The organism is Streptomyces sp. NPDC003035, from assembly GCF_042888285.1.
Lineage (GTDB): Bacteria > Actinomycetota > Actinomycetes > Streptomycetales > Streptomycetaceae > Streptomyces.
The window spans coordinates 802,944-824,423 of sequence record NZ_JBIAPJ010000001.1; the positions used below are offsets into that span (position 1 = coordinate 802,944).

Consider the following 21,480-nt stretch of genomic DNA (forward strand, 5'->3'; position numbering starts at 1 on the left):
GACCGGGCGCTGCCGCGGCGGGCAGCCTCCATCGCGACGGTCATCAACCTCAGCTCCTCTCCACCTCACGTGTGGGCGAAAGGCTAGCAGTCACAGGCAGAGTTTCGCCTCGTGCTCGGCGTGACCGGCCGGCTCCAGCTGGAAGGTGCAGTGCTCCACGTCGAAGTGGGAGCCCAGGCATCCCTGCAGGTCGTGCAGCATCTTCTCGTGGCCCACCGAGTCCAGCGCCGCCTGGTCCACCACCACGTGCGCGGAGAGCACCGGCATCCCGGAGGTGATCGTCCAGGCGTGCAGGTCGTGGACGTCCTCGACGCCCGGCAGCGCCAGGATGTGCGCGCGGACCTCCGCCATGTCGACGCCCTTGGGGGCCGACTCCAGGAGCACGTCGAGGGTCTCGCGCAGCAGCTTCACCGTGCGCGGCACGATCATCAGGCCGATCAGGATCGAGGCGATCGGGTCCGCGTACTGCCAGTCCGTGGCCAGGATGATGCCCGCCGAGACGAGCACGGTCACCGAGCCGAGCGCGTCCGCGAGCACCTCCAGATAGGCGCCGCGCACATTGAGGCTCTCCTTCTGCCCGCGGACGAGCAGCGAGAGCGAGATCATGTTGGCGACCAGGCCGATCAGCGCGAAGGCGATGGTGAGCCCGCCCTTGGTCTCGGCCGGCTCGATGAACCGCTGGATCGCCTCGTACAGCACGTAGCCGCCCACGACGAGCAGCAGCAGACAGTTGGCCAGCGCGGCCAGGATCTCGGCCCGGGCGAATCCGTAGGTGCGGTTCTCCGTGGGCGGCCGGTTGGCGAAGTGGATCGCGAGCAGCGCCAGCGCCAGGCCGACCGCGTCGGTCGCCATGTGGGCCGCGTCGGCGATCAGCGCGAGCGAGTCCGCGACGATGCCACCGACGATCTCGATCACCATCACGGACAGTGTGATCGCGAGCGCGATCCGCAGCCGGCCCTTGTAGGCCGCCGCCGCCGTCCCTGTGGGCGGCGGGCCGCCGTGGCTGTGCCCGTGGTCGTGTCCAGCCCCCATGACAAGGCCTCCCGGTCGTGTCGTCAGTTGATCCCATTGGTCCCCGGCTCGCAAGTGAACTACGGGTGGGGGGTATGCGCAACACGGTACTGAACACCGTTGTCATATCGTCTGACCTGCGGTTTTGCGGGCCGCCTCGGGCGGGTCGCGGCGGTCGGCCGAGTGGGCCGAGGGACGCGGTTTGTGGGGCGGGACGTCGATCGCCCATGATGATCTCCGCAGGACGGGGCGCGCTCGTACGGATGCGAGGGGGCCCGGGGGAGTCCGCACCGCAAAGCCTCGATGAACTCCCGCTTTCGTTCATCCGATAGCCTCAGCCGACGTGCTGCCGCCCGATGCCGGGCCGTACCGCCGTGCCCGGGGCCGTGTCATGGGCCCCGCCGGCCCGCCCGTCAGCTCCAAGGAGTGAGTTCGTCTGTCGACCGCCATCCTCACCGGTCCGCCGGTACCCGGATCGTCGCTCGACGGCGATCTGCGGTCGCTGGGCTTCGACGTCAGGGTCGCCTCCGACCCGCGTGACGCCGGCGCGCTGCTCGCCGCCGTACCGGCCGGCGAACGGGTCGCCGTGGTCGACCCCCGCTTCGTCGGACACCTCCACGCGCTGCGGCTCGCCCTCACCGACCCCCGCTTCCCCGCCTCCGCCGTGCCCGGCGCGCTCACCGCGCAGAGCGAGGCCCGCCCGGCGCTCGCCCGCGCGCTGACCGACGTGTCCGCGCCGGTGCCGGGCGCGGACCAGCGGGCCGGCTCCCTCTCCCTCGACGCGGGCGAGGGCCTGCCCGACACGCTCGCCGACGCGCTCGCCGCCGACGGCGTCGCCGTGCACCGTCCCGAGCTCGGCTCGCTCGTCGCCGCCGTACCGACCGACGCGGAGGACCGCCACCGGGCGCGCGCCGCCGTCGCGGCCGTCGACGACGAGGCCGTACGGCTGCGCTCCGCCGTGAAGGCCCACGACGGCTTCTTCACCACGTTCTTCATCAGCCCGTACTCGCGCTACATCGCCCGCTGGTGCGCGCGGCGCGGGCTGACCCCGAACCAGGTCACCACCGCCTCGCTGCTCACCGCCCTGCTCGCGGCCGGCTGCGCCGCGACGGGCGAGCGCGGAGGCTACGTCGCCGCCGGCGTCCTGCTCCTGGTCTCCTTCGTCCTGGACTGCACCGACGGGCAGCTCGCCCGTTACTCCCTGCAGTACTCGACGATGGGCGCCTGGCTCGACGCCACCTTCGACCGCGCGAAGGAGTACGCCTTCTACGCGGGCCTCGCCCTCGGGGCGGCGCGGAACGGCGACGACGTGTGGGCGCTCGCGCTGGGCGCGATGGTCCTGATGACCTGCCGCCATGTCGTGGACTTCTCGTTCAACGAGGCCAACCACGACGCCACGGCCAACACCAGCCCCACCGCGGCCCTCTCGAACCGTCTCGACAGCGTGGGCTGGACCGTCTGGGTCCGCCGGATGATCATCCTGCCGATCGGCGAGCGCTGGGCCATGATCGCGGTCCTCACCGCCGTCACCACCCCCCGGATCGTCTTCTGGGCCCTGATCGTCGGCTGTGCCTTCGGCGCCTGCTACACCACCGCCGGCCGCGTCCTGCGGTCGCTGACCCGCAAGGCCAGGAGGACGGACCGGGCCGCGCAGGCGCTCGCGGACCTCGCGGACACCGGTCCGGTCGGCGAGCTGGTCGCCCGCGTGACGAAGCGGCAGCCGTTCCGGCTGCCCCTCGCTCTGATCGGCGGCGGCTTCCTCCTCGCCACGGCCCTGATCGAACCCTTCGGCAGCAAGCTCGTCGTCTTCGCGGCCGTGCTGTACGTCGTGATCAGCGGCAGCGTGGTCGCCGAGCCGCTGAAGGGCGCCCTCGACTGGCTGCTACCGCCGCTCTTCCGCGCCGCCGAGTACGGCACGGTCCTGATCCTCGCCGCCCGCTCCGAGGCGAACGGGGCCTTGCCCGCGGCCTACGGACTGGTGGCGGCCGTCGCCTACCATCACTACGACACGGTGTACCGCATCCGCGGCGGCACCGGCGCGCCGCCCTCGTGGCTGGTGCGCACCATCGGGGGTCACGAGGGCCGTGCGCTCCTCGTGGCCGTGCTCGCCGCCCTGCTCGTGAGCCGCGGCACCGATTTCACCCTGGCGCTCACCGCCCTCGCGGTCGCCGTGGCGCTCGTGGTGCTCGTGGAGTCCATCCGTTTCTGGGTGTCCTCCGGAGCACCTGCCGTACATGACGAAGGAGAAACAGCATGATTGGCCTCGTACTGGCAGCCGGTGCCGGACGGCGTCTGCGCCCCTACACCGACACGCTTCCGAAGGCCCTCGTGCCTGTCGACGGTGAGACCACCGTCCTCGACCTGACGCTGAAGAACTTCGCGGAGGTCGGCCTCACCGAGGTCGCCATCGTCGTCGGCTACCGCAAGGAGGCCGTGTACGACCGCAAGGAGGCCCTGGAGGCGAAGTACGGCGTCTCGATCACGCTGATCGACAACGACAAGGCCGAGGAGTGGAACAACGCCTACTCCCTGTGGTGCGCCCGCGACGTCCTCAAGCGCGGTGTGATCCTCGCCAACGGCGACACCGTCCACCCCGTCTCCGTCGAGAAGACGCTGCTCGCCGCCCGCGGCGACGGCCAGAAGATCATCCTCGCCCTCGACACGGTGAAGAACCTCGCCGACGAGGAGATGAAGGTCATCACCGCCGAGGGCAAGGGCGTCCAGAAGATCACCAAGCTGATGGACCCGGCCACCGCCACGGGCGAGTACATCGGCGTCACGCTCATCGAGCCCGAGGCCGCCGAGCAGCTCGCCGACGCCCTGAAGGCCACCTTCGAGCGCGACCCCGACCTCTACTACGAGGACGGCTACCAGAAGCTCGTCGACGACGGCTTCACGATCGACGTGGCTCCCATCGGTGACGTCAAGTGGGTCGAGATCGACAACCACGACGACCTCGCGAAGGGCCGTGACATCGCGTGCCAGTACTGACCCGGCTCATCCCCTCGCCGGTCGTCGTCGACATCCGCCGGGGAGCGCTGGAGGACCTCTCCACGCTCCTCGCGGACCAGCGGATCTCCAGCAACGGCCGGATCGCCGTGGCGATCAGCAGCGGCTCGGGTCTGAAGCTGCGTGACCACTTCGCCCCCGAGCTGCCCGGCGCCGACTGGTACCCGGTCGAGGGCGGCACCATCGACGCGGCCGTGAAGCTCGCCGACGCCATGCGCGGCAAGCGGTACGACGCCGTGGTCGCCCTCGGCGGCGGCAAGATCATCGATGTGACCAAGTACGCGGCGGCTCGGGTCGGCCTGCCGCTGGTCGCCATCGCCACGAACCTGTCGCACGACGGCATCTGCTCGCCGGTCTCCACCCTGGACAACGACAACGGGCGCGGCTCCTACGGAGTGCCGACCCCGATCGCGCTGGTCATCGACCTCGACGTGATCCGGGACGCCCCGGTGCGCTTCGTCCGCTCCGGCATCGGCGACGCGATCTCCAACCTCTCCGCCATCGCGGACTGGGAGCTCTCGCACCGCGAGACCGGCGAGCCGGTCGACGGCCTGGCCGCGGCCATGGCCCGCAGCGCCGGGGAGGCCGTGCTCCGCCACCCCGGCGGCGTCGGCGACGACGACTTCCTCGTCACGCTCTCCGAGGGCCTGGTGATGTCCGGCATCGCCATGTCGATCAGCGGCGACACCCGCCCCTCCTCGGGCGCCTGCCACGAGATCAGCCACGCCTTCGACCTGCTCTTCCCGACTCGCGCGGCCAGCCACGGCGAGCAGTGCGGACTCGGAGCGGCCTTCGCGATGCACCTGCGCGGCGCCGCCGACGCCTCCGGGCTGATGGTCGAGACGCTGCGCCGCCACGGCCTGCCGGTGCTGCCGGAGGAGATGGGCTTCACCGTGGACGAGTTCGTCCGAGCCGTGGAGTTCGCCCCGCAGACCCGACCCGGCCGCTTCACCATCCTCGAGCACCTCGACCTGTCCACAGAAGAGATCAGGGACGCGTACGCCGACTATGCAAAAGCCATCGGTAGCTGAGCTCCGCCCGGTCGTCCACCCCGCGGGTGTGAAGGACCGGCGGAGCGGCGAACACTGGGCGGGCCGCCTGTACATGCGGGAGATCTCGCTGCGGATCACCCGCCACCTGGTGAAGACCCGGATCACGCCGAACCAGCTCACGTACGTGATGACGATCGCCGGTGTGCTCGCCGCCCCGGCGCTGCTGATCCCGGGGATCTGGGGCGCGGCCCTCGGTGTGCTCATGGTCCAGCTCTACCTGCTGCTCGACTGCGTCGACGGCGAGGTGGCCCGCTGGAAGCAGCAGTTCTCGCTCGGCGGCGTGTACCTCGACCGGGTGGGCGCCTACCTGTGCGACGCGGCCGTCCTCGTCGGCTTCGGCCTGCGCGCGGCCGACCTGTGGGGCTCCGGGCGGATCGACTGGCTGTGGGCCTTCCTCGGCACCCTCGCCGCCCTCGGCGCGATCCTGATCAAGGCGGAGACCGACCTCGTCGGCGTCGCCCGGCACCAGGGCGGGCTGCCGCCGGTCAAGGAGGCCGCGTCCGAGCCGCGTTCCTCCGGCATGGCGCTGGCCCGCAGGGCCGCCGCCGCGCTGAAGTTCCACCGGCTGGTCCTCGGGATCGAGGCCTCCCTGCTGATCCTGGTCCTGGCGATCGTCGACACGGTCAGGGACGACCTGTTCTTCTCGCGGCTCGGTGTCGCCGTGCTGGCCGGCATCGCGCTCCTGCAGACACTGCTGCACCTGGTGTCGATCCTGGCGTCGAGCCGGCTGAAGTGAGGACAAGCGTGAGTACGCCGATGAAACTGGGCGCCGTCATCATCACCATGGGCAACCGCCCCGACGATCTGCGTGCGCTCCTCGACTCGGTCGCCAAGCAGGACGGCGACCCGATCGAGGTCGTCGTGGTCGGCAACGGCGCACCCGTCACGGGGGTGCCCGACGGTGTCCACACCATCGACCTGCCCGAGAACCTGGGCATCCCCGGCGGCCGTAACGTCGGCATCGAGGCCTTCGGGCCCGGCGGGCCCTGCGGACCCGTCGACGCGCTGCTCTTCCTGGACGACGACGGACTGCTCGCCCACACGGACACCGCCGAGCTGGTCCGCCAGGCGTTCACCGCCGATCCGCGGCTGGGCATCATCAGCTTCCGGATCGCGGACCCCGAGACGGGACTCACCCAGCGCCGGCACGTCCCGCGGCTGCGCGCCTCCGACCCGATGCGGTCCTCGCGCGTGACCACCTTCCTCGGCGGCGCCAACGCCGTCCGTACGAAGGTGCTCACCGAAGTCGGCGGTCTGCCGGGCGAGTTCTTCTACGCCCACGAGGAGACCGATCTCGCCTGGCGGGCGCTCGACGCCGACTGGATGATCGACTACCGTTCCGACATGGTGCTGCTGCACCCCACCACACCACCCTCCCGGCACGCGTCGTACCACTTCAACGTGGCCCGCAACCGGGTGTGGCTGGCCCGGCGCAATCTGCCCGCTCCTCTGGTCCCGCTCTACCTCGGTGTCTGGCTGCTGCTGACTCTCGCGCGGCGCCCCGCAGGCCCCGCCCTCAAGGCGTGGATCGGCGGATTCCGGGAAGGCTGGGCCACCCCCTGCGGGCCGCGACGGCCCATGAAATGGCGTACGGTGTGGCGGCTGACCCGACTGGGACGCCCGCCCGTCGTGTGACAACGTGGTACCCGACTTGCCGCGCATCTTGGATACGAAAGTTTCGACTTGTGAGTGACACAACCCACGACGGAGCGGTCGCGACGAGCGCCCCGCCTTCCGCCGACGACGGCCTGACACCGGCCGAGCTGGCCGCCAAGTACGGTCTCGCGGTCAGCGGCGCCCGGCCCGGGGTCTTCGAGTACGTCCGCCAGCTGTGGGGGCGACGCCACTTCATCCTGGCCTTCTCCCAGGCGAAGCTCACGGCGCAGTACAGCCAGGCGAAGCTCGGTCAGCTCTGGCAGGTGGCGACCCCGCTCCTGAACGCGCTGGTCTACTTCCTGATCTTCGGGCTGATCCTGGAAGCCGGCAAGGGGATGACCACCGAGGTCTACATCCCCTTCCTGGTGACGGGGATCTTCGTGTTCACCTTCACCCAGAGCTCGGTGATGGCGGGCGTGCGGGCGATCTCCGGCAACCTCGGGCTCGTCCGGGCGCTGCACTTCCCGCGCGCCACGCTGCCGATCTCCTTCGCGCTCCAGCAGCTCCAGCAGCTGCTGTTCTCCATGGTCGTACTGGCGGCCGTCGCGATCGGCTTCGGCAGCTATCCCTCGCTGAGCTGGCTGCTGCTGATCCCGGCGCTGTTCCTGCAGTTCGTGTTCAACGTCGGACTGGCCATGATCATGGCGAGGATGGGCGCCAAGACGCCGGACCTCGCCCAGCTGATGCCCTTCGTCATGCGCACGTGGATGTACGCGTCCGGTGTGATGTTCTCCATCCCGGTGATGCTCGCGGACAAGCCGGCCTGGATCGCCGACGTGCTCATGTACAACCCGGCCGCGGTCTACATGGACCTGATCCGGTTCGCCCTGATCGACGGCTACGGCGCCGAGAACCTGCCCTCGCACGTCTGGGCCACCGCCCTGGGCTGGGCCCTGGCGGTCGGCATCGGCGGCTTCGTCTACTTCTGGAAGGCCGAGGAAAGGTACGGCCGTGGCTGATTCCACCCAGGGACGCGTCCCCACCGTCATCGCCGACGAGGTCCACATCGTCTACCGGGTCAACACCGGTGGCGGCGGCAAGGGCAGCGCCACGGCGGCGCTCAGCCGGATCCTCGGTCGCGGCAAGGCCGAGGTCACCCGGGGCGTCCGCAAGGTGCACGCCGTGCGCGGTGTCTCCTTCACCGCCTACCGCGGCGAGGCCATCGGCGTCATCGGCAGCAACGGCTCCGGCAAGTCGACCCTGCTGCGCGCCATCGCGGGACTGCTCCCCACGGAGAGCGGCAAGGTCTACACCGACGGTCAGCCCTCGCTGCTCGGCGTCAACGCGGCGCTGATGAACGACCTGACCGGTGAGCGCAACGTGATCCTCGGCGGCCTTGCCATGGGTATGAGCAAGGAAGAGATCCGTGAGCGGTACGACGGGATCGTCGACTTCTCGGGCATCAACGAGAAGGGCGACTTCATCAGCCTGCCGATGCGTACGTACTCCTCCGGCATGGGCGCCCGGCTCCGCTTCGCCATCGCGGCCGCCAAGAACCACGACGTGCTCATGATCGACGAGGCGCTCGCCACCGGTGACCGCCGGTTCCAGATCCGCTCCGAGGAGCGCATCCGCGAGCTCCGCAAGGAGGCCGGCACGGTCTTCCTGGTCAGTCACAGCAACAAGTCGATCAGGGACACCTGCGACCGGGTGCTGTGGCTGGAGAAGGGCGAGCTGCTGATGGACGGGCCCACGGAAGAGGTTCTCAAGGCGTACGAGCGCGAGACGGGGAAGTAGTCCCGGCCCCGTGCCCCAGGGCCTCCGCCGCACCGGTGGGGGCCCTGCGTCGTGTCCGGACCCGCTCCGCGGCGCGTCGCGCCCCCCGCCTGGAATGTTCATGCGGTCAACATCGGGCAGGATGAGCGCATGGCAGCGATCTCGGGGGGAAAGTCCTACCACCACGGCGATCTGCGGAACGCGCTGATCTGTGCCGCCGTCGACCTGGCCACCGAAGGCGGTCCCGATCGCGTCGTCCTGCGCGAGGCGGCCCGTCGGGTCGGCGTCTCGCCCACCGCCGCCTACCGGCACTTCGACGGCCGTGGGGAGCTCCTCCGCGCCGTCAAGATCCACGCCCAGCACGCGCTCGCGGAATCCATGGAGCGCGCCGCCGAGCGGGCCCCCGGGGCCGACGACGCCATCGTCGCCGCGGAGCTGCGCCTCGCCGCGCTCGGCCGCGGCTACATCGGCTTCGCCCTGGAGCAGCCCGGCCTCTACCGGGCGGCGTTCTGCACCCCTCGCCCGCCCTGCGGCGAGGAATGGGCGCCCGCCGGACGGTCGCCCGAGCCCGAACCCGAGATCCGGGCGTTCACCCTGCTCACGGACGCCCTGCACGCGCTGGCCCGGGTCGGCCGCATCCCGCGCCGGACCCGCCCGGCCGCCGAGGCCGCCGCGTGGTCCGCCGTACACGGACTGTCACTTCTGCTGCTCGACGGCCCGCTGCGCCGCCTCCCGGAGCGGCGTCGCGCGGACGTCGTCGAGTCCACCCTCGCCATGGTCGTCTCCGGAGCCCGCGCCGACTGAACGCCGAGCGCGTGAACTTCCCTGCCGCACGGGAAGGTTGGCGCATTCACCGATGTTTTCGCAGCGCGGCGCGTACCCCGAGGAGGCGGCGCCCGTTGTACAACGTAAGCTGTACCGGTGCTGATTCGTGGCAAGTGGGGCGATACCCCCTAGGCATCCTGGCCGTCAGGCGGTGAGTCCTCTGGGGAGGCCCGGTGGCGTGTCCGAAATAGGATGGATTGGATCGGCAGTGTAGAACAGGAGATGTGACGGCCATGACGCAAAATCTCCAGCTCCGCAAGGGTGTCGCCGTCCCCGCGTCGGGCAGCCCCCAGTGACGGGAACCCGGCAGGTGCGCCCCGACGCCTCCTCGCGCACCACGCTCGACAAGGCCGCGCACGAGAACTTCCCCGTGGCCCCCTTCTTCCTGCCGCGCGCCTGGCGCGACGACCTCATGGCCGTCTACGGCTACGCCCGCCTCGTCGACGACATCGGCGACGGCGATCTCGCACCCGGTGGAGCCGACGCCCGCCACCTCGGCGTGGCCCCGGAGCGGGCCGAGGACCGGCTCGCGATGCTGGACGCCTTCGAGGCCGATCTGGCGCGGGTCTTCGACTCCAGCCCCCGCCACCCCCTGCTGCGCGCCCTCCAGCCGACGGTACGGCGGTGCGGGCTCACCCCCGAGCCCTTCCTCGGTCTGATCGAGGCCAACCGCCAGGACCAGCTGGTACGCCGTTACGAGACGTACGACGAGCTCCTCGCGTACTGCGAACTCTCCGCGAACCCCGTCGGCCGGCTCGTGCTCGGGATCACCGGAACGACCACCCCCGAGCGCCTCCGCCGCTCCGACGCCATCTGCACCGCGCTGCAGATCGTCGAGCATCTCCAGGACGTCGCGGAGGATCTCGGCCGCGACCGGATCTATCTGCCCGCCGAGGACATGAAGGCCTTCCACGTCACCGAGGACGACCTCGCCCGGCCCACCGGGGGAGCGTCGGTCCGTGCGCTGATCGCCTTCGAGGCGCAGCGCGCCCGCGAGCTGCTGCACGACGGAACCCCGCTGGTGGGCAGCGTCCACGGCAGACTGCGCCTGCTGCTCGCCGGATTCACGGCCGGCGGACTCGCCGCGCTCGACGCGATCGCCGCCGCCGGGTTCGACGTGCTGCCGGCGCCGCCCAAGCCCACCAAGCCGAGTCTGATGCGCGAAGCGGGAGCGGTCCTGCTCAGAGCGCGGAGAGAGGGGTGAGCCGGAACGTGGAGGGACAGACGGAGACGTCCGCGCCGGTACAGGCCGCGTACAGCTACTGCGAGGCCGTCACCGGACAGCAGGCGCGCAACTTCGCCTACGGCATCCGGCTGCTGCCGACGGAGAAGCGGCAGGCCATGTCGGCGCTGTACGCGTTCTCGCGGCGGGTCGACGACATCGGCGACGGCACCCTCGCGCCCGAGGCGAAGCGGGACCGGCTCGAATCCACCCGCGCCCTCCTGGAGCGGATCCGGCAGGGCGGGGTGGACGAGGACGACACCGACCCCGTCGCGGTGGCCCTCGCCGACGCCTCCCGCCGCTTCCCGATCCCGCTCGGCGGCCTCGACGAACTCATCGACGGCGTCCTGATGGACGTACGCGGCGAGACGTACGAGACCTGGGACGACCTCAAGGTCTACTGCCGGTGCGTCGCGGGCGCCATCGGACGACTCTCCCTCGGCGTGTTCGGCACCCAGCCCGGCGCGCAGGCGGCGGAGCGCGCCCCCGAGTACGCCGATACGCTCGGGCTCGCCCTCCAGCTCACCAACATCCTCCGGGACGTCCGCGAGGACGCCGGGAGCGGGCGCACGTACCTGCCCGCCGACGACCTCGCCAAGTTCGGCTGTGGCGACGGCTTCGCGAAGGAGACACCGCCCGACGGCGCCGACTTCACCGGCCTCGTGCACTTCGAGGTGCGGCGCGCCCGCGCCCTGTTCGCCGAGGGCTACCGGCTACTGCCCATGCTCGACCGGCGCAGCGGCGCCTGCGTCGCCGCCATGGCCGGGATCTACCGTCGCCTGCTCGACCGGATCGAACGCGACCCCGAGGCGGTGCTGCGCGGCCGCGTCTCGCTGCCCGGCCGGGAGAAGGCGTACGTCGCCGTGCGCGGCCTGTCCGGCCTCGACACCCGCCACGTCTCCCGACGGGCCGTCAGGAGGCGTGCGTGATGCGCGCGTACGAGCCGCGGCACCGGGCAACCCCGCGCGGCGCGGAGGCGTCCCTGACTGCGGGCACCGGAAGGGAGGCCACGTGAGCGAGGACGGGACCACCGCGCGCGGCGCGGCCGCACCGGGCGCCACTGGCGCCCGGCCCGTGAACGGCAGCGCGTCCGCCACCGGCGGTACGCGGGCACCCGCGCCCGGCCCGGGTACTCGCCCCGGCGCGGCCGCACCGGGCGCCACTGGCGCCCGGCCCGTGAACGGCGGCGCGTCCGTCACCGGCGGTACGCGGGCACCCGCACCCGGCCCGGGTACTCGCGCCGGTGCGCGGACCGAGGAGGCGCCCAGCCCCATGGCCGGCACCGGCGGAGGACGGCAGCCGCACGCGGTCGTGGTCGGCGGTGGGCTCGCCGGGATCACCGCCGCGCTGCAGCTCGCCGACTCCGGGCTGCGCGTGACGCTGCTCGAAGGGCGGCCCCGACTCGGCGGCCTCGCGTTCTCCTTCCGGCGCGGCGAGCTGACCGTCGACAACGGGCAGCACGTCTATCTGCGCTGCTGCACCGCTTACCGCTGGTTCCTCGACCGCGTCGAGGGCGCCCACCTCGCGCCGATCCAGGACCGCCTCGACGTACCCGTCCTCGACGTCGGCCACCCGCGCGGCCCCCGCCTCGGGCGGCTGCGCCGCACCGCCCTGCCCGTACCGCTGCACCTCGCCGCGAGCCTCGCGACCTATCCGCACCTCTCCCTCGTCGAGCGCGCGAGCGTCGGGCGCGCCGCGCTCGCCCTCAAGGCGCTCGACCCCGCCGACCCGGCGCTCGACGGCATCGACTTCGCCACCTGGCTCGGCCGCCACGGCCAGTCCCCGCGCGCCGTCGAGGCCCTCTGGGACCTGGTCGGCGTCGCCACCCTCAACGCCACGGCGGCGGACGCCTCCATGGGCCTGGCCGCCATGGTCTTCAAGACCGGCCTGCTCTCCGAGCCGGGCGCCGCGGACATCGGCTGGGCGCACGTGCCCCTCGGCCAACTCCACGACACCCTCGCCCGCAAGGCCCTCGACCCCCTCGGCGTACGCACCGAACTGCGGACCAAGGCCGAGCGGATCTCCCGTACCGACGACGGCCGGTGGAGCGTCGACGTGCCGGGGGAGACCCTGGAGGCGGACACCGTCGTGCTCGCCGTGCCGCAGCGCGAGACCCGCGAGCTGCTGCCCGAGGGCGCCCTCGACGACCCGGACCGGCTGCTCGACATCGGCAGCGCGCCCATCCTCAACGTGCACGTCGTCTACGACCGCACGGTGCTCCGGCAGCCGTTCTTCACCGCGCTCGGCTCCCCGGTGCAGTGGGTCTTCGACCGCACCGACTCCTCCGGACTCCGGGGCGGCGGCCAGTACCTGGCCGTCTCCCAGTCCGCCGCCCAGGACGAGATCGACACACCGGTCTCCGTGCTCCGCGAGCGCTACCTCCCCGAGCTGGAGCGGCTGCTGCCCGCGGCCCGCGGCGCCGGGATCCGGGACTTCTTCGTCACCCGGGAGCGGACGGCGACGTTCGCCCCCACTCCGGGCGTCGGCCGGCTCCGCCCGGCCGCCCGCACCCACGCCCCCGGTCTGTACCTGGCCGGCGCGTGGACCGCCACCGGCTGGCCCGCGACCATGGAGGGCGCCGTCCGCAGCGGCTTCAGCGCCGCGGGCGCCGCGCTCTCCGCTCTCGGCCGCCGCCATGAACATCCGCTGCAGGAGGCGGTATGAGTGTGAGTACTGGAACAAGAGGAGAGACCGTGCCGACTGTGCCCCCGGTGAATCCGGCCGTCGACACCGCGGACGTGACCGCTCTGCTGGAGCGCGGGCGGACCCTGTCCACCCCCGTCCTGCGGGCGGCCGTCGACCGGCTCGCACCGCCCATGGACACCGTGGCCGCCTACCACTTCGGCTGGATCGACGCGCTGGGCAACCCGGCCGACGGCGACGGCGGCAAGGCCGTCCGCCCCGCGCTCGCGCTGCTCTCCGCCGAGGCCGCCGGAGCCGCCCCCGAGGTCGGTGTCCCCGGCGCCGTCGCCGTGGAGCTCGTCCACAACTTCTCGTTGCTGCACGACGACCTGATGGACGGTGACGAGCAGCGGCGCCACCGCGACACCGTCTGGAAGGTGCACGGCCCCGCCCAGGCCATCCTCGTCGGCGACGCCCTGTTCGCCCTCGCCAACGAGATCCTGCTCGAACTCGGCACCGTCGAGGCCGGCCGCGCCACCCGCCGGCTCACCACCGCCAGCCGCAAGCTCATCGACGGACAGGCGCAGGACATCTCCTACGAGCACCGCGAGCGGGTCACCGTCGAGGAGTGCCTGGAGATGGAGGGCAACAAGACCGGCGCCCTGCTCGCCTGCGCGGTCTCCATCGGCGCGGTCCTCGGCGGCGCCGACGACCGCACGGCGGACAAGCTGGAGGAGTACGGCTACCACCTGGGCCTCGCCTTCCAGGCCATCGACGATCTGCTCGGCATCTGGGGCGACCCCGAGGCCACCGGCAAGCAGACCTGGAGCGATCTGCGCCAGCGCAAGAAGTCCCTGCCCGTCGTCGCCGCCCTGGCGGCCGGCGGACCGGCCTCGGAGAAGCTCGGCGAACTCCTCGCCGCCGATGCCAAGAGCAGCGACCTCGACTCCTTCTCCGAGGAGGAGTTCGCCGCCCGCGCGGCCCTCATCGAGGAGGCCGGCGGCCGGGAGTGGACCTCGCAGGAGGCCCGCCGCCAGCACACCATCGCCGTCCAGGCCCTGCACGAGGTCGACATGCCCGAGCGGATCAGGGCCCAGCTCGTCGCGCTCGCCGACTTCGTCGTCGTACGGAAGAGATGATCACCATCACCCTGATATGAGTGCGCAGTCGCCGGCCGGTGCCTCCGGGCATCGGCCGACGGCAGACCCGAGTGAAGCAGAAAGTACGCGACAGTACACCGCCTGCACGAAGGGGAAGCCATGACAGCGACGACCGACGGAAGCGCCGGGGCCGTGGGACCCCGGACGACCGCGGCCAGCGACACCACCGACATCACCGACACCATTGCCGTGGCGCCCGCGCCGGCCGGCCTCGACGAGGTCGCGGCCCGGGCGGCGGCACGCTCCGTCGAGCATCTGCTCGGCCGCCAGGACGCCGAAGGCTGGTGGAAGGGCGACCTGGAGACCAACGTCACCATGGACGCCGAGGACCTCCTGCTACGGCAGTTCCTCGGCATCCAGGACGCCGACACCACCCGCGCGGCCGCCCTCCACATCCGCGGCGAACAGCGCGAGGACGGCACCTGGGCCACCTTCTACGGCGGACCCGGCGAGCTCTCCACCACCATCGAGGCGTACGTGGCCCTGCGCCTCGCCGGGGACCGGCCCGAGGACCCGCACATGGCCCGCGCCGCCGCCTGGATCCGGGACCGGGGCGGGATCGCCGCCGCCCGCGTCTTCACCCGGATCTGGCTCGCCCTCTTCGGCTGGTGGAAGTGGGACGATCTGCCCGAGCTGCCGCCCGAGCTGATCTTCCTGCCGAAGTGGTTCCCGCTGAACATCTACGACTTCGGTTGCTGGGCCCGGCAGACCATCGTGCCGCTCACCGTGGTCTCCGCCAAGCGGCCGGTGCGGCCCGCGCCCTTCCCGCTCGACGAGCTGCACACCGATCCGTCGCGGCCGAATCCGGTGAAGCCCCTTGCGCCGGTGGCCAGTTGGGACGGGGCCTTCCAGCGGCTCGACAAGGCGATGCACCTGTACCACAGGATCGCCCCGCGCCGGCTGCGCAAGGCGGCCATGAACGTCGCCGCCCGCTGGATCGTCGAACGCCAGGAGAACGACGGCTGCTGGGGTGGCATCCAGCCCCCGGCCGTCTACTCGGTGATCGCCCTGCATCTGCTCGGCTACGACCTGAAGCACCCGGTCATGCGGGCCGGGCTCGAGTCCCTCGACCGCTTCGCCGTCTGGCGCGAGGACGGCGCGCGCATGATCGAGGCCTGCCAGTCGCCCGTCTGGGACACCTGCCTGGCCACCATCGCCCTCGCCGACGCCGGCCTGCCGCCCGACCACCCGGCGCTGGTGAAGGCCGCCGACTGGATGCTGGGCGAGGAGATCGTCAGGCCCGGCGACTGGGCGGTGCGCCGGCCCGGACTCCCGCCGGGCGGCTGGGCGTTCGAGTTCCACAACGACAACTACCCGGACATCGACGACACCGCCGAGGTCATCCTCGCGCTGCGCCGCGTGAAGCACCCCGACCCCGACACGGTCGAGGCCGCCATCGCGCGCAGTGCCCGCTGGACCCTCGGGATGCAGTCGAAGAACGGCGCCTGGGGCGCCTTCGACGCGGACAACACCAGCCCGTTCCCCAACCGGCTGCCGTTCTGCGACTTCGGCGAGGTCATCGACCCGCCCTCGGCCGACGTCACCGCCCACGTGGTGGAGATGCTGGCCTACGAGGGCAAGGCCCACCACCCCCGTACCCGCAGGGGAATCAGGTGGCTGCTCGCCGAACAGGAGCCGAACGGCGCCTGGTTCGGACGCTGGGGGGTCAACTACGTGTACGGGACGGGCTCGGTGGTCCCCGCGCTCACCGCGGCCGGGCTGCCCCGCTCCCACCCCGCGATCCGGCGCGCCGTCGCCTGGCTGGAGTCCGTACAGAACGAGGACGGCGGCTGGGGCGAGGACCTGCGCTCGTACAAGGAGCAGGCCTGGATCGGGCACGGTGTCTCGACCGCCTCCCAGACGGCCTGGGCGCTGCTCGCACTGCTCGCCGCGGGCGGGCGCGAGACCAAGGCGGTGGAGCGGGGTATCGCCTGGCTCGCCGAGACGCAGCTCCCGGACGGTTCCTGGGACGAGCCGTACTTCACGGGCACCGGATTCCCCTGGGACTTCTCCATCAACTACCACCTCTACCGGCAGGTGTTCCCGCTCACGGCGCTCGGACGCTATGTGAACGGCGAACCGGCCGTCTCCCGGGAGGGGTGATGGGCGAAGAGCCGGGACCCTCGTCCGGCGGCGGCGCGGCGCCGCTCCTGATCGCCTGCGCGCTCGGCATCGAGCAACTCGCCCTGCGCAGCGGTGAACGAGCCGGCGCGTCCGGCCCGTTCACCGTGGTCCGCACGGGCATGGGCCCGGATCGCGCCCGCCGGACCGTCGCCCGGTCGCTCGGCCGGGAGCCCTGGCGGGACTCCGTCGTCATCGCCTCGGGCTTCTGCGCCGGACTCGCTCCCGGGATGCACCCCGGGGACCTGATCGTCGCCGACGAGACCCGGGGCCCGGACGGCACCACCCCCTGCACCGGGACCGACCTGCTGGTGACGGCGCTGAACCGGGCCGTGCCCGACAGGACCGTCCACACCGGTCCGCTCACCGGGTCCGGGCACATCGTGCGCGGCCCCGAGCGGGCCGAGCTGCGGGCCACGGGTGCCATCGCGGTGGACATGGAGTCCGCCGCCACGCTCCGTACGGCGCTGGACGCCGGTCCCCGCCCGGTTGCGGCCGTACGGGTGGTCGTGGACGCTCCAGAACACGAACTGGTCCGGATCGGCACGGTACGCGGTGGAATATCGGCTTTCCGTGTTCTTCGTGCCGTCCTTCCCGCATTCTTCGAATGGCACCGTTCTTTGCTGCTCCCCAGGAGGTGAGCGAGTTATGGCCATGCCGCTCCGTCAGTCCATCCGGGTCGGGACCTATCTCATCGAACAGAAACTCCGCAAGCGGGACAAGTTCCCTCTGATCGTCGAACTGGAGCCGCTGTTCGCCTGCAACCTCAAGTGCGAGGGCTGCGGAAAGATCCAGCACCCGGCGGGTGTGCTCAAGCAGCGGATGCCGGTCGCCCAGGCCGTCGGCGCGGTCCTGGAGTCCGGGGCGCCGATGGTCTCCATCGCGGGCGGCGAGCCGCTGATGCATCCTCAGATCGACGAGATCGTGCGCCAGTTGGTGGCGAAGAAGAAGTACGTCTTCCTCTGCACCAACGCGCTGCTGATGCGCAAGAAGCTGGAGAAGTTCACCCCCTCCCGGTACTTCGCCTTCGCGGTGCACATCGACGGGCTGCGCGAGCGGCACGACGAATCCGTCGCCAAGGAGGGCGTGTTCGACGAGGCGGTGGCGGCGATCAAGGAGGCCAAGCGGCAGGGCTTCCGCGTCACGACCAACTCGACCTTCTTCAACACCGACACCCCGCAGACCATCATCGAGGTGCTCAACTACCTCAACGACGATCTGCAGGTCGACGAGATGATGATCTCGCCCGCGTACGCCTACGAGAAGGCCCCCGACCAGGAACACTTCCTCGGCGTCGAGCAGACCCGGGAGCTGTTCAAGAAGGCCTTCGCCGGCGGCAACCGCGCCCGTTGGCGGCTGAACCACTCGCCGCTCTTCCTGGACTTCCTGGAGGGCAAGGCGGACTTCCCCTGCACCGCGTGGGCGATCCCGAACTACTCGCTGTTCGGCTGGCAGCGCCCCTGCTACCTGATGAGCGACGGCTACGTCCCCACGTACCGGGAGCTGATCGAGGAGACCGACTGGGACAAGTACGGCCGCGGGAAGGACCCGCGCTGCGCCAACTGCATGGCCCACTGCGGATACGAGCCGACCGCCGTCCTCGCCACCATGGGCTCGCTCAAGGAGTCGCTGCGCGCGGCCCGCGAGACCGTCTCCGGCAACCGAGGGTGAGCGAAGGCGCCCGGGGGTGAGCGGAGACGCTCGGGGAGTCCTGGACCGACTCCCCGGGCGCACCGCCGGACACCGGGTCGACGGGCCGAAGGAGGCCGAGCATGACGATTCTGGAGAACATCCGGGGGCCGCGCGACCTCCGGCCGCTGAGCGACGCCGATCTCGGCGAACTGGCCGAGGAGATCAGACAGTTCCTGATCCACGCGGTCGCGAGGACCGGTGGCCATCTCGGCCCCAACCTCGGCGTGGTCGAGCTGACCCTCGCCCTGCACCGGGTCTTCGACTCGCCCGCCGACCGCGTCCTCTGGGACACCGGGCACCAGAGCTACGTCCACAAGCTGCTCACCGGCCGCCAGGACTTCTCCAAACTGCGCAGCAAGGGAGGGCTCTCCGGCTACCCCTCCCGCGAGGAGTCGGAACACGACGTCATCGAGAACTCGCACGCCTCGACCGTCCTCGGCTGGGCCGACGGACTGGCCAAGGCAAACGAGGTGTCCGGCCGTCCGGACCACGTGGTCGCCGTCATCGGCGACGGGGCCCTCACGGGCGGCATGGCCTGGGAGGCGCTGAACAACATCGCCGCGGCCGAGGACCGCCCGCTGGTCATCGTCGTCAACGACAACGAGCGTTCTTACTCGCCGACGATCGGCGGCCTCGCCGACCACCTGGCCACGCTCCGTACCACCGACGGCTACGAACGCTTCCTCTCCTGGGGCAAGGACGTCCTCCAGCACACCCCGGTCATCGGGCAGCCGCTGTACGGGTCGCTGCACGGCGCCAAGAAGGGCTTCAAGGAGTTCATCGCCCCGCAGGGCCTCTTCGAGGACCTCGGCCTGAAGTACGTCGGCCCGATCGACGGCCACGACATCGCGGCCGTCGAGTCCGCCCTGAGGCGTGCCAAGCGCTTCGGCGGTCCGGTGATCGTCCACTGCCTCACCGAGAAGGGCCGGGGCTACCGCCCGGCGCTGGAGGACGAGGCCGACCGCTTCCACGCCGTCGGTGCCATGGACCCGCTCACCTGCGAGCCGCTGGCCCCGCCCGGCGGCCCCTCCTGGACCTCCGTCTTCGGCGACGCGATCGCCGAGATCGGGGCCGAGCGACCCGACGTCGTCGCCATCACCGCGGCCATGCTGCACCCCGTCGGACTGACGGCGTTCGCCGAGCGCTTCCCCGACCGTGTCTGGGACGTCGGCATCGCCGAGCAGCACGCCGTCGTCTCGGCCGCGGGCCTGGCGGCCGGCGGACTCCACCCGGTCGTCGCCGTCTACGCGACCTTCCTCAACCGCGCCTTCGACCAGGTCCTCATGGACGTGGCCCTGCACAAGTGCGGCGTCACCTTCGTCCTGGACCGGGCCGGTGTCACCGGAACCGACGGCGCCTCCCACAACGGCATGTGGGACATGTCCATCCTCCAGGTCGTCCCCGGCCTCCGGATCGCCGCCCCGCGCGACGCCGAGCAGCTGCGGGCCCAGCTGCGCGAGGCGGTCGAGGTGGACGACGCCCCGACCGTGCTGCGGTTCCCCAAGGAGACGGTGGGCGCCCCGGTACCGGCCGTCGGGCGGATCGGCGCCATGGACCTCCTGCGTCCCGCGCCGCCGGACGCGGAGGTGCTGCTGGTCGCGGTCGGCGTGATGGCCGACGTCTGCCTGCGGGCGGCCGACCTGCTGGCCGGGCGGGGCATCACGTGCACCGTCGTCGACCCGCGCTGGGTCAAGCCCGTCGACGAGGCGCTCGCCCCGCTCGCCGAGGGGCACCGCCTCGTCGCGGTCGTCGAGGACAACAGCCGTACGGGCGGTGTCGGCGCGGCCGTCGGCCAGGCCCTGCGGGACGCGGGGGTCGACGTGCCCCTGCGGACGTACGGGATCCCCGAGCAGTTCCTCGCGCACGCCAAGCGCGGAGAGGTGCTCGCCGATCTGGGCCTCACCCCGGTGGAGATCGCCGGAGACATCAGCGCGGCACTGACCCGGAAGAAGGGGCGATGACCAAGGAGTTCGACCTCGCGGCGCTGCTCGCCGAACGCGGCGCCGAGCGCTACGAGCTGCACAGCCGGTACCTCAACCACCAGCTCCCGCGGATGCTCCACACGATCGGCTTCGACAAGGTCTACGAGCGGGCCGAGGGCGCACACTTCTGGGACGCCGACGGCGCCGACCACCTCGACATGCTCGCGGGGTTCGGGGTCATGGGCCTCGGCCGGCACCACCCGGTCGTCCGCAAGGCCCTCCACGACGTCCTGGACGCCTCCCTCGCCGACCTCACCCGCTTCGACTGCCAGCCCCTGCCCGGGCTGCTCGCCGAGAAGCTCCTCTCCCACAGTCCCCACCTGGACCGCGTCTTCTTCGGCAACAGCGGTACGGAGGCGGTGGAGACGGCGCTGAAGTTCGCCCGGTACGCCACCGGGAAGCCGAGGGTCCTCTACTGCTCCCACGCCTTCCACGGCCTGACCACCGGGTCCCTGTCGGTGAACGGTGAGAAGGGTTTCAAGGACGGCTTCGCCCCGCTGCTGCCCGACACCGCGATCGAGCTCGGCGACCTCGACGCCCTGGACCGGGAACTGAGCAAGGGGGACGTGGCCGCGTTCGTCGTCGAGCCCATCCAGGGCAAGGGCGTGCACGAGGCCCCGCCCGGCTTCCTGCGCGCGGCCCAGGAGCTGCTGCACGCGCGCGGGGCGCTGCTGATCGCCGACGAGGTGCAGACGGGGCTCGGCAGGACCGGGGACTTCTACGCGTACCAGCACGAGGACGGCGTCGAGCCCGACCTGGTCTGCGTCGCCAAGGCGCTCTCGGGCGGCTACGTACCGGTCGGCGCGACGCTCGGCAAGGACTGGATCTTCAAGAAGGTCTACTCGTCCATGGACCGGGTCCTCGTTCACTCGGCCAGCTTCGGCTCGAACGCGCAGGCCATGGCCGCCGGGCTCGCCGTGCTCTCGGTCATGGAGAGCGAGGGGACGGTCGCGCACGTGCGCCGGGTGGGCGGGCTGCTGTCCGCACGCCTGAAGGAGCTCGTCCCGCGCTATGAGCTGCTGAAGGAGATCCGCGGGCGCGGACTGATGATCGGGATCGAGTTCGGCCGGCCGTCCTCGCTCGGTCTGCGGAGCCGGTGGACGATGCTGCAGGCCGCCCGTAAGGGGCTCTTCGCGCAGATGGTCGTCGTGCCGCTGCTGCAGCGGCACCGGATCCTCACGCAGGTGTCGGGAGACCGTCTGGAGGTGATCAAGCTGATTCCGCCGCTGATCATCGACGAGGCGGATGTGGACCGCTTCGTGACCGCGTTCACGGCCGTGATGGACGACGCCCATGCGGGTGGCGGCCTGATGTGGGACTTCGGGAAGACGCTGGTCAAGCAGGCGGTCGCACAGCGCTAGATCGCTGGAGCGGGCGGCGGAGAGCTTTTGCCTCTGAGGCAAGAAACTTGC

General features: G+C 71.5%; 18 protein-coding genes. 17 read left to right on the forward strand and 1 reads right to left on the reverse strand.

The features are described 5' to 3' along the window. Positions 1–90 precede the first annotated feature (90 nt). A complete protein-coding gene (locus ACFYV5_RS03610) occupies positions 91–1,032 on the reverse strand; it encodes a cation diffusion facilitator family transporter (RefSeq protein WP_355115043.1) in 942 nt (313 codons plus the stop codon). A gap of 415 nt (positions 1,033–1,447) precedes the next feature. Between ACFYV5_RS03610 and ACFYV5_RS03615 the strand changes: the two genes are divergently transcribed. The 17 genes from ACFYV5_RS03615 to ACFYV5_RS03695 all read left to right on the forward strand — a co-directional run bounded on the left by ACFYV5_RS03615 (position 1,448) and on the right by ACFYV5_RS03695 (position 21,429). Beyond that, positions 1,448–3,268 (forward strand): DUF5941 domain-containing protein, encoded by a 1,821-nt coding sequence (locus ACFYV5_RS03615; RefSeq protein ID WP_389165052.1) that lies wholly within the window; start codon positions 1,448–1,450, stop codon positions 3,266–3,268. Further along, positions 3,265–4,002 (forward strand): phosphocholine cytidylyltransferase family protein, encoded by a 738-nt coding sequence (locus tag ACFYV5_RS03620; RefSeq protein WP_355115044.1) that lies wholly within the window; start codon positions 3,265–3,267, stop codon positions 4,000–4,002. The genes ACFYV5_RS03615 and ACFYV5_RS03620 overlap by 4 nt, the downstream gene beginning before the upstream one ends. Then, entirely contained in the window at positions 3,990–5,051 is a 1,062-nt protein-coding gene (locus ACFYV5_RS03625; RefSeq protein ID WP_389163836.1) for an iron-containing alcohol dehydrogenase family protein, read from the forward strand. The genes ACFYV5_RS03620 and ACFYV5_RS03625 overlap by 13 nt, the downstream gene beginning before the upstream one ends. Beyond that, entirely contained in the window at positions 5,029–5,808 is a 780-nt protein-coding gene (locus ACFYV5_RS03630; RefSeq protein ID WP_389163839.1) for a CDP-alcohol phosphatidyltransferase family protein, read from the forward strand. The genes ACFYV5_RS03625 and ACFYV5_RS03630 overlap by 23 nt, the downstream gene beginning before the upstream one ends. Before the next feature lie 20 nt (positions 5,809–5,828). Further along, positions 5,829–6,707: a glycosyltransferase gene (locus ACFYV5_RS03635; RefSeq protein WP_355115178.1), complete on the forward strand. Its 879-nt coding sequence runs from the start codon at positions 5,829–5,831 to the stop codon at positions 6,705–6,707. A 50-nt stretch (positions 6,708–6,757) separates the two neighbouring features. Next, positions 6,758–7,687 (forward strand): ABC transporter permease, encoded by a 930-nt coding sequence (locus ACFYV5_RS03640; RefSeq protein ID WP_355115050.1) that lies wholly within the window; start codon positions 6,758–6,760, stop codon positions 7,685–7,687. After that, the gene (locus ACFYV5_RS03645; protein WP_355115051.1) at positions 7,680–8,465 is read left to right on the forward strand and encodes an ABC transporter ATP-binding protein; all 786 of its coding nucleotides are present in this window, start codon (positions 7,680–7,682) and stop codon (positions 8,463–8,465) included. Before ACFYV5_RS03640 ends, ACFYV5_RS03645 begins: the two co-directional genes overlap by 8 nt. Positions 8,466–8,594: 129 nt before the next feature. Next, positions 8,595–9,248, forward strand: a complete 654-nt coding sequence (locus tag ACFYV5_RS03650) for a TetR/AcrR family transcriptional regulator (protein ID WP_355115053.1) — start codon at positions 8,595–8,597, stop codon at positions 9,246–9,248. Positions 9,249–9,561: 313 nt separating this feature from the next. Continuing rightward, entirely contained in the window at positions 9,562–10,473 is a 912-nt protein-coding gene (gene hpnC, locus ACFYV5_RS03655) for a squalene synthase HpnC (RefSeq protein ID WP_389163845.1), read from the forward strand. Then, on the forward strand, positions 10,470–11,420 hold the full coding sequence (gene hpnD / locus ACFYV5_RS03660) for a presqualene diphosphate synthase HpnD (protein ID WP_389163848.1): 951 nt from the start codon (positions 10,470–10,472) through the stop codon (positions 11,418–11,420). The genes hpnC and hpnD overlap by 4 nt, the downstream gene beginning before the upstream one ends. A gap of 343 nt (positions 11,421–11,763) precedes the next feature. Further along, positions 11,764–13,155 (forward strand): hydroxysqualene dehydroxylase HpnE, encoded by a 1,392-nt coding sequence (gene hpnE, locus ACFYV5_RS03665; RefSeq protein ID WP_389165056.1) that lies wholly within the window; start codon positions 11,764–11,766, stop codon positions 13,153–13,155. Beyond that, positions 13,152–14,252 (forward strand): polyprenyl synthetase family protein, encoded by a 1,101-nt coding sequence (locus tag ACFYV5_RS03670; protein WP_389163851.1) that lies wholly within the window; start codon positions 13,152–13,154, stop codon positions 14,250–14,252. Before hpnE ends, ACFYV5_RS03670 begins: the two co-directional genes overlap by 4 nt. A 120-nt stretch (positions 14,253–14,372) precedes the next feature. Next, entirely contained in the window at positions 14,373–16,376 is a 2,004-nt protein-coding gene (shc, locus tag ACFYV5_RS03675) for a squalene--hopene cyclase (RefSeq protein WP_389163854.1), read from the forward strand. Further along, a complete protein-coding gene (locus ACFYV5_RS03680; protein ID WP_389163857.1) occupies positions 16,376–17,035 on the forward strand; it encodes a 1-hydroxy-2-methyl-2-butenyl 4-diphosphate reductase in 660 nt (219 codons plus the stop codon). The genes shc and ACFYV5_RS03680 overlap by 1 nt, the downstream gene beginning before the upstream one ends. A 7-nt stretch (positions 17,036–17,042) precedes the next feature. Beyond that, positions 17,043–18,065, forward strand: a complete 1,023-nt coding sequence (gene hpnH, locus ACFYV5_RS03685; protein WP_355115062.1) for an adenosyl-hopene transferase HpnH — start codon at positions 17,043–17,045, stop codon at positions 18,063–18,065. 101 nt (positions 18,066–18,166) lie between these two features. Further along, positions 18,167–20,047 carry a 1-deoxy-D-xylulose-5-phosphate synthase gene (gene dxs, locus ACFYV5_RS03690; RefSeq protein ID WP_389163861.1) on the forward strand — a complete coding sequence of 627 codons (1,881 nt, stop codon included), beginning with the start codon at positions 18,167–18,169 and terminating at the stop codon, positions 20,045–20,047. Then, positions 20,044–21,429, forward strand: a complete 1,386-nt coding sequence (locus ACFYV5_RS03695; protein WP_389163863.1) for an aspartate aminotransferase family protein — start codon at positions 20,044–20,046, stop codon at positions 21,427–21,429. The genes dxs and ACFYV5_RS03695 overlap by 4 nt, the downstream gene beginning before the upstream one ends. The last annotated feature ends 51 nt before the right edge of the window (positions 21,430–21,480 follow it).

Excerpts from the sequence above, each read along its gene's own strand:
- ACFYV5_RS03610 (WP_355115043.1), bottom strand. The coding sequence starts at position 1,032 with ATGGGGGCTGGACACGACCACGGGCACAGCCACGGCGGCCCGCCGCCC.
- ACFYV5_RS03620 (WP_355115044.1), top strand. The coding sequence starts at position 3,265 with ATGATTGGCCTCGTACTGGCAGCCGGTGCCGGACGGCGTCTGCGCCCC.
- ACFYV5_RS03630 (WP_389163839.1), top strand. The coding sequence starts at position 5,029 with ATGCAAAAGCCATCGGTAGCTGAGCTCCGCCCGGTCGTCCACCCCGCG.
- ACFYV5_RS03635 (WP_355115178.1), top strand. The coding sequence starts at position 5,829 with ATGAAACTGGGCGCCGTCATCATCACCATGGGCAACCGCCCCGACGAT.
- ACFYV5_RS03650 (WP_355115053.1), top strand. The coding sequence starts at position 8,595 with ATGGCAGCGATCTCGGGGGGAAAGTCCTACCACCACGGCGATCTGCGG.
- hpnE (WP_389165056.1), top strand. The coding sequence starts at position 11,764 with ATGGCCGGCACCGGCGGAGGACGGCAGCCGCACGCGGTCGTGGTCGGC.
- ACFYV5_RS03670 (WP_389163851.1), top strand. The coding sequence starts at position 13,152 with ATGAGTGTGAGTACTGGAACAAGAGGAGAGACCGTGCCGACTGTGCCC.
- shc (WP_389163854.1), top strand. The coding sequence starts at position 14,373 with ATGACAGCGACGACCGACGGAAGCGCCGGGGCCGTGGGACCCCGGACG.
- ACFYV5_RS03680 (WP_389163857.1), top strand. The coding sequence starts at position 16,376 with ATGGGCGAAGAGCCGGGACCCTCGTCCGGCGGCGGCGCGGCGCCGCTC.
- hpnH (WP_355115062.1), top strand. The coding sequence starts at position 17,043 with ATGGCCATGCCGCTCCGTCAGTCCATCCGGGTCGGGACCTATCTCATC.
- dxs (WP_389163861.1), top strand. The coding sequence starts at position 18,167 with ATGACGATTCTGGAGAACATCCGGGGGCCGCGCGACCTCCGGCCGCTG.
- ACFYV5_RS03695 (WP_389163863.1), top strand. The coding sequence starts at position 20,044 with ATGACCAAGGAGTTCGACCTCGCGGCGCTGCTCGCCGAACGCGGCGCC.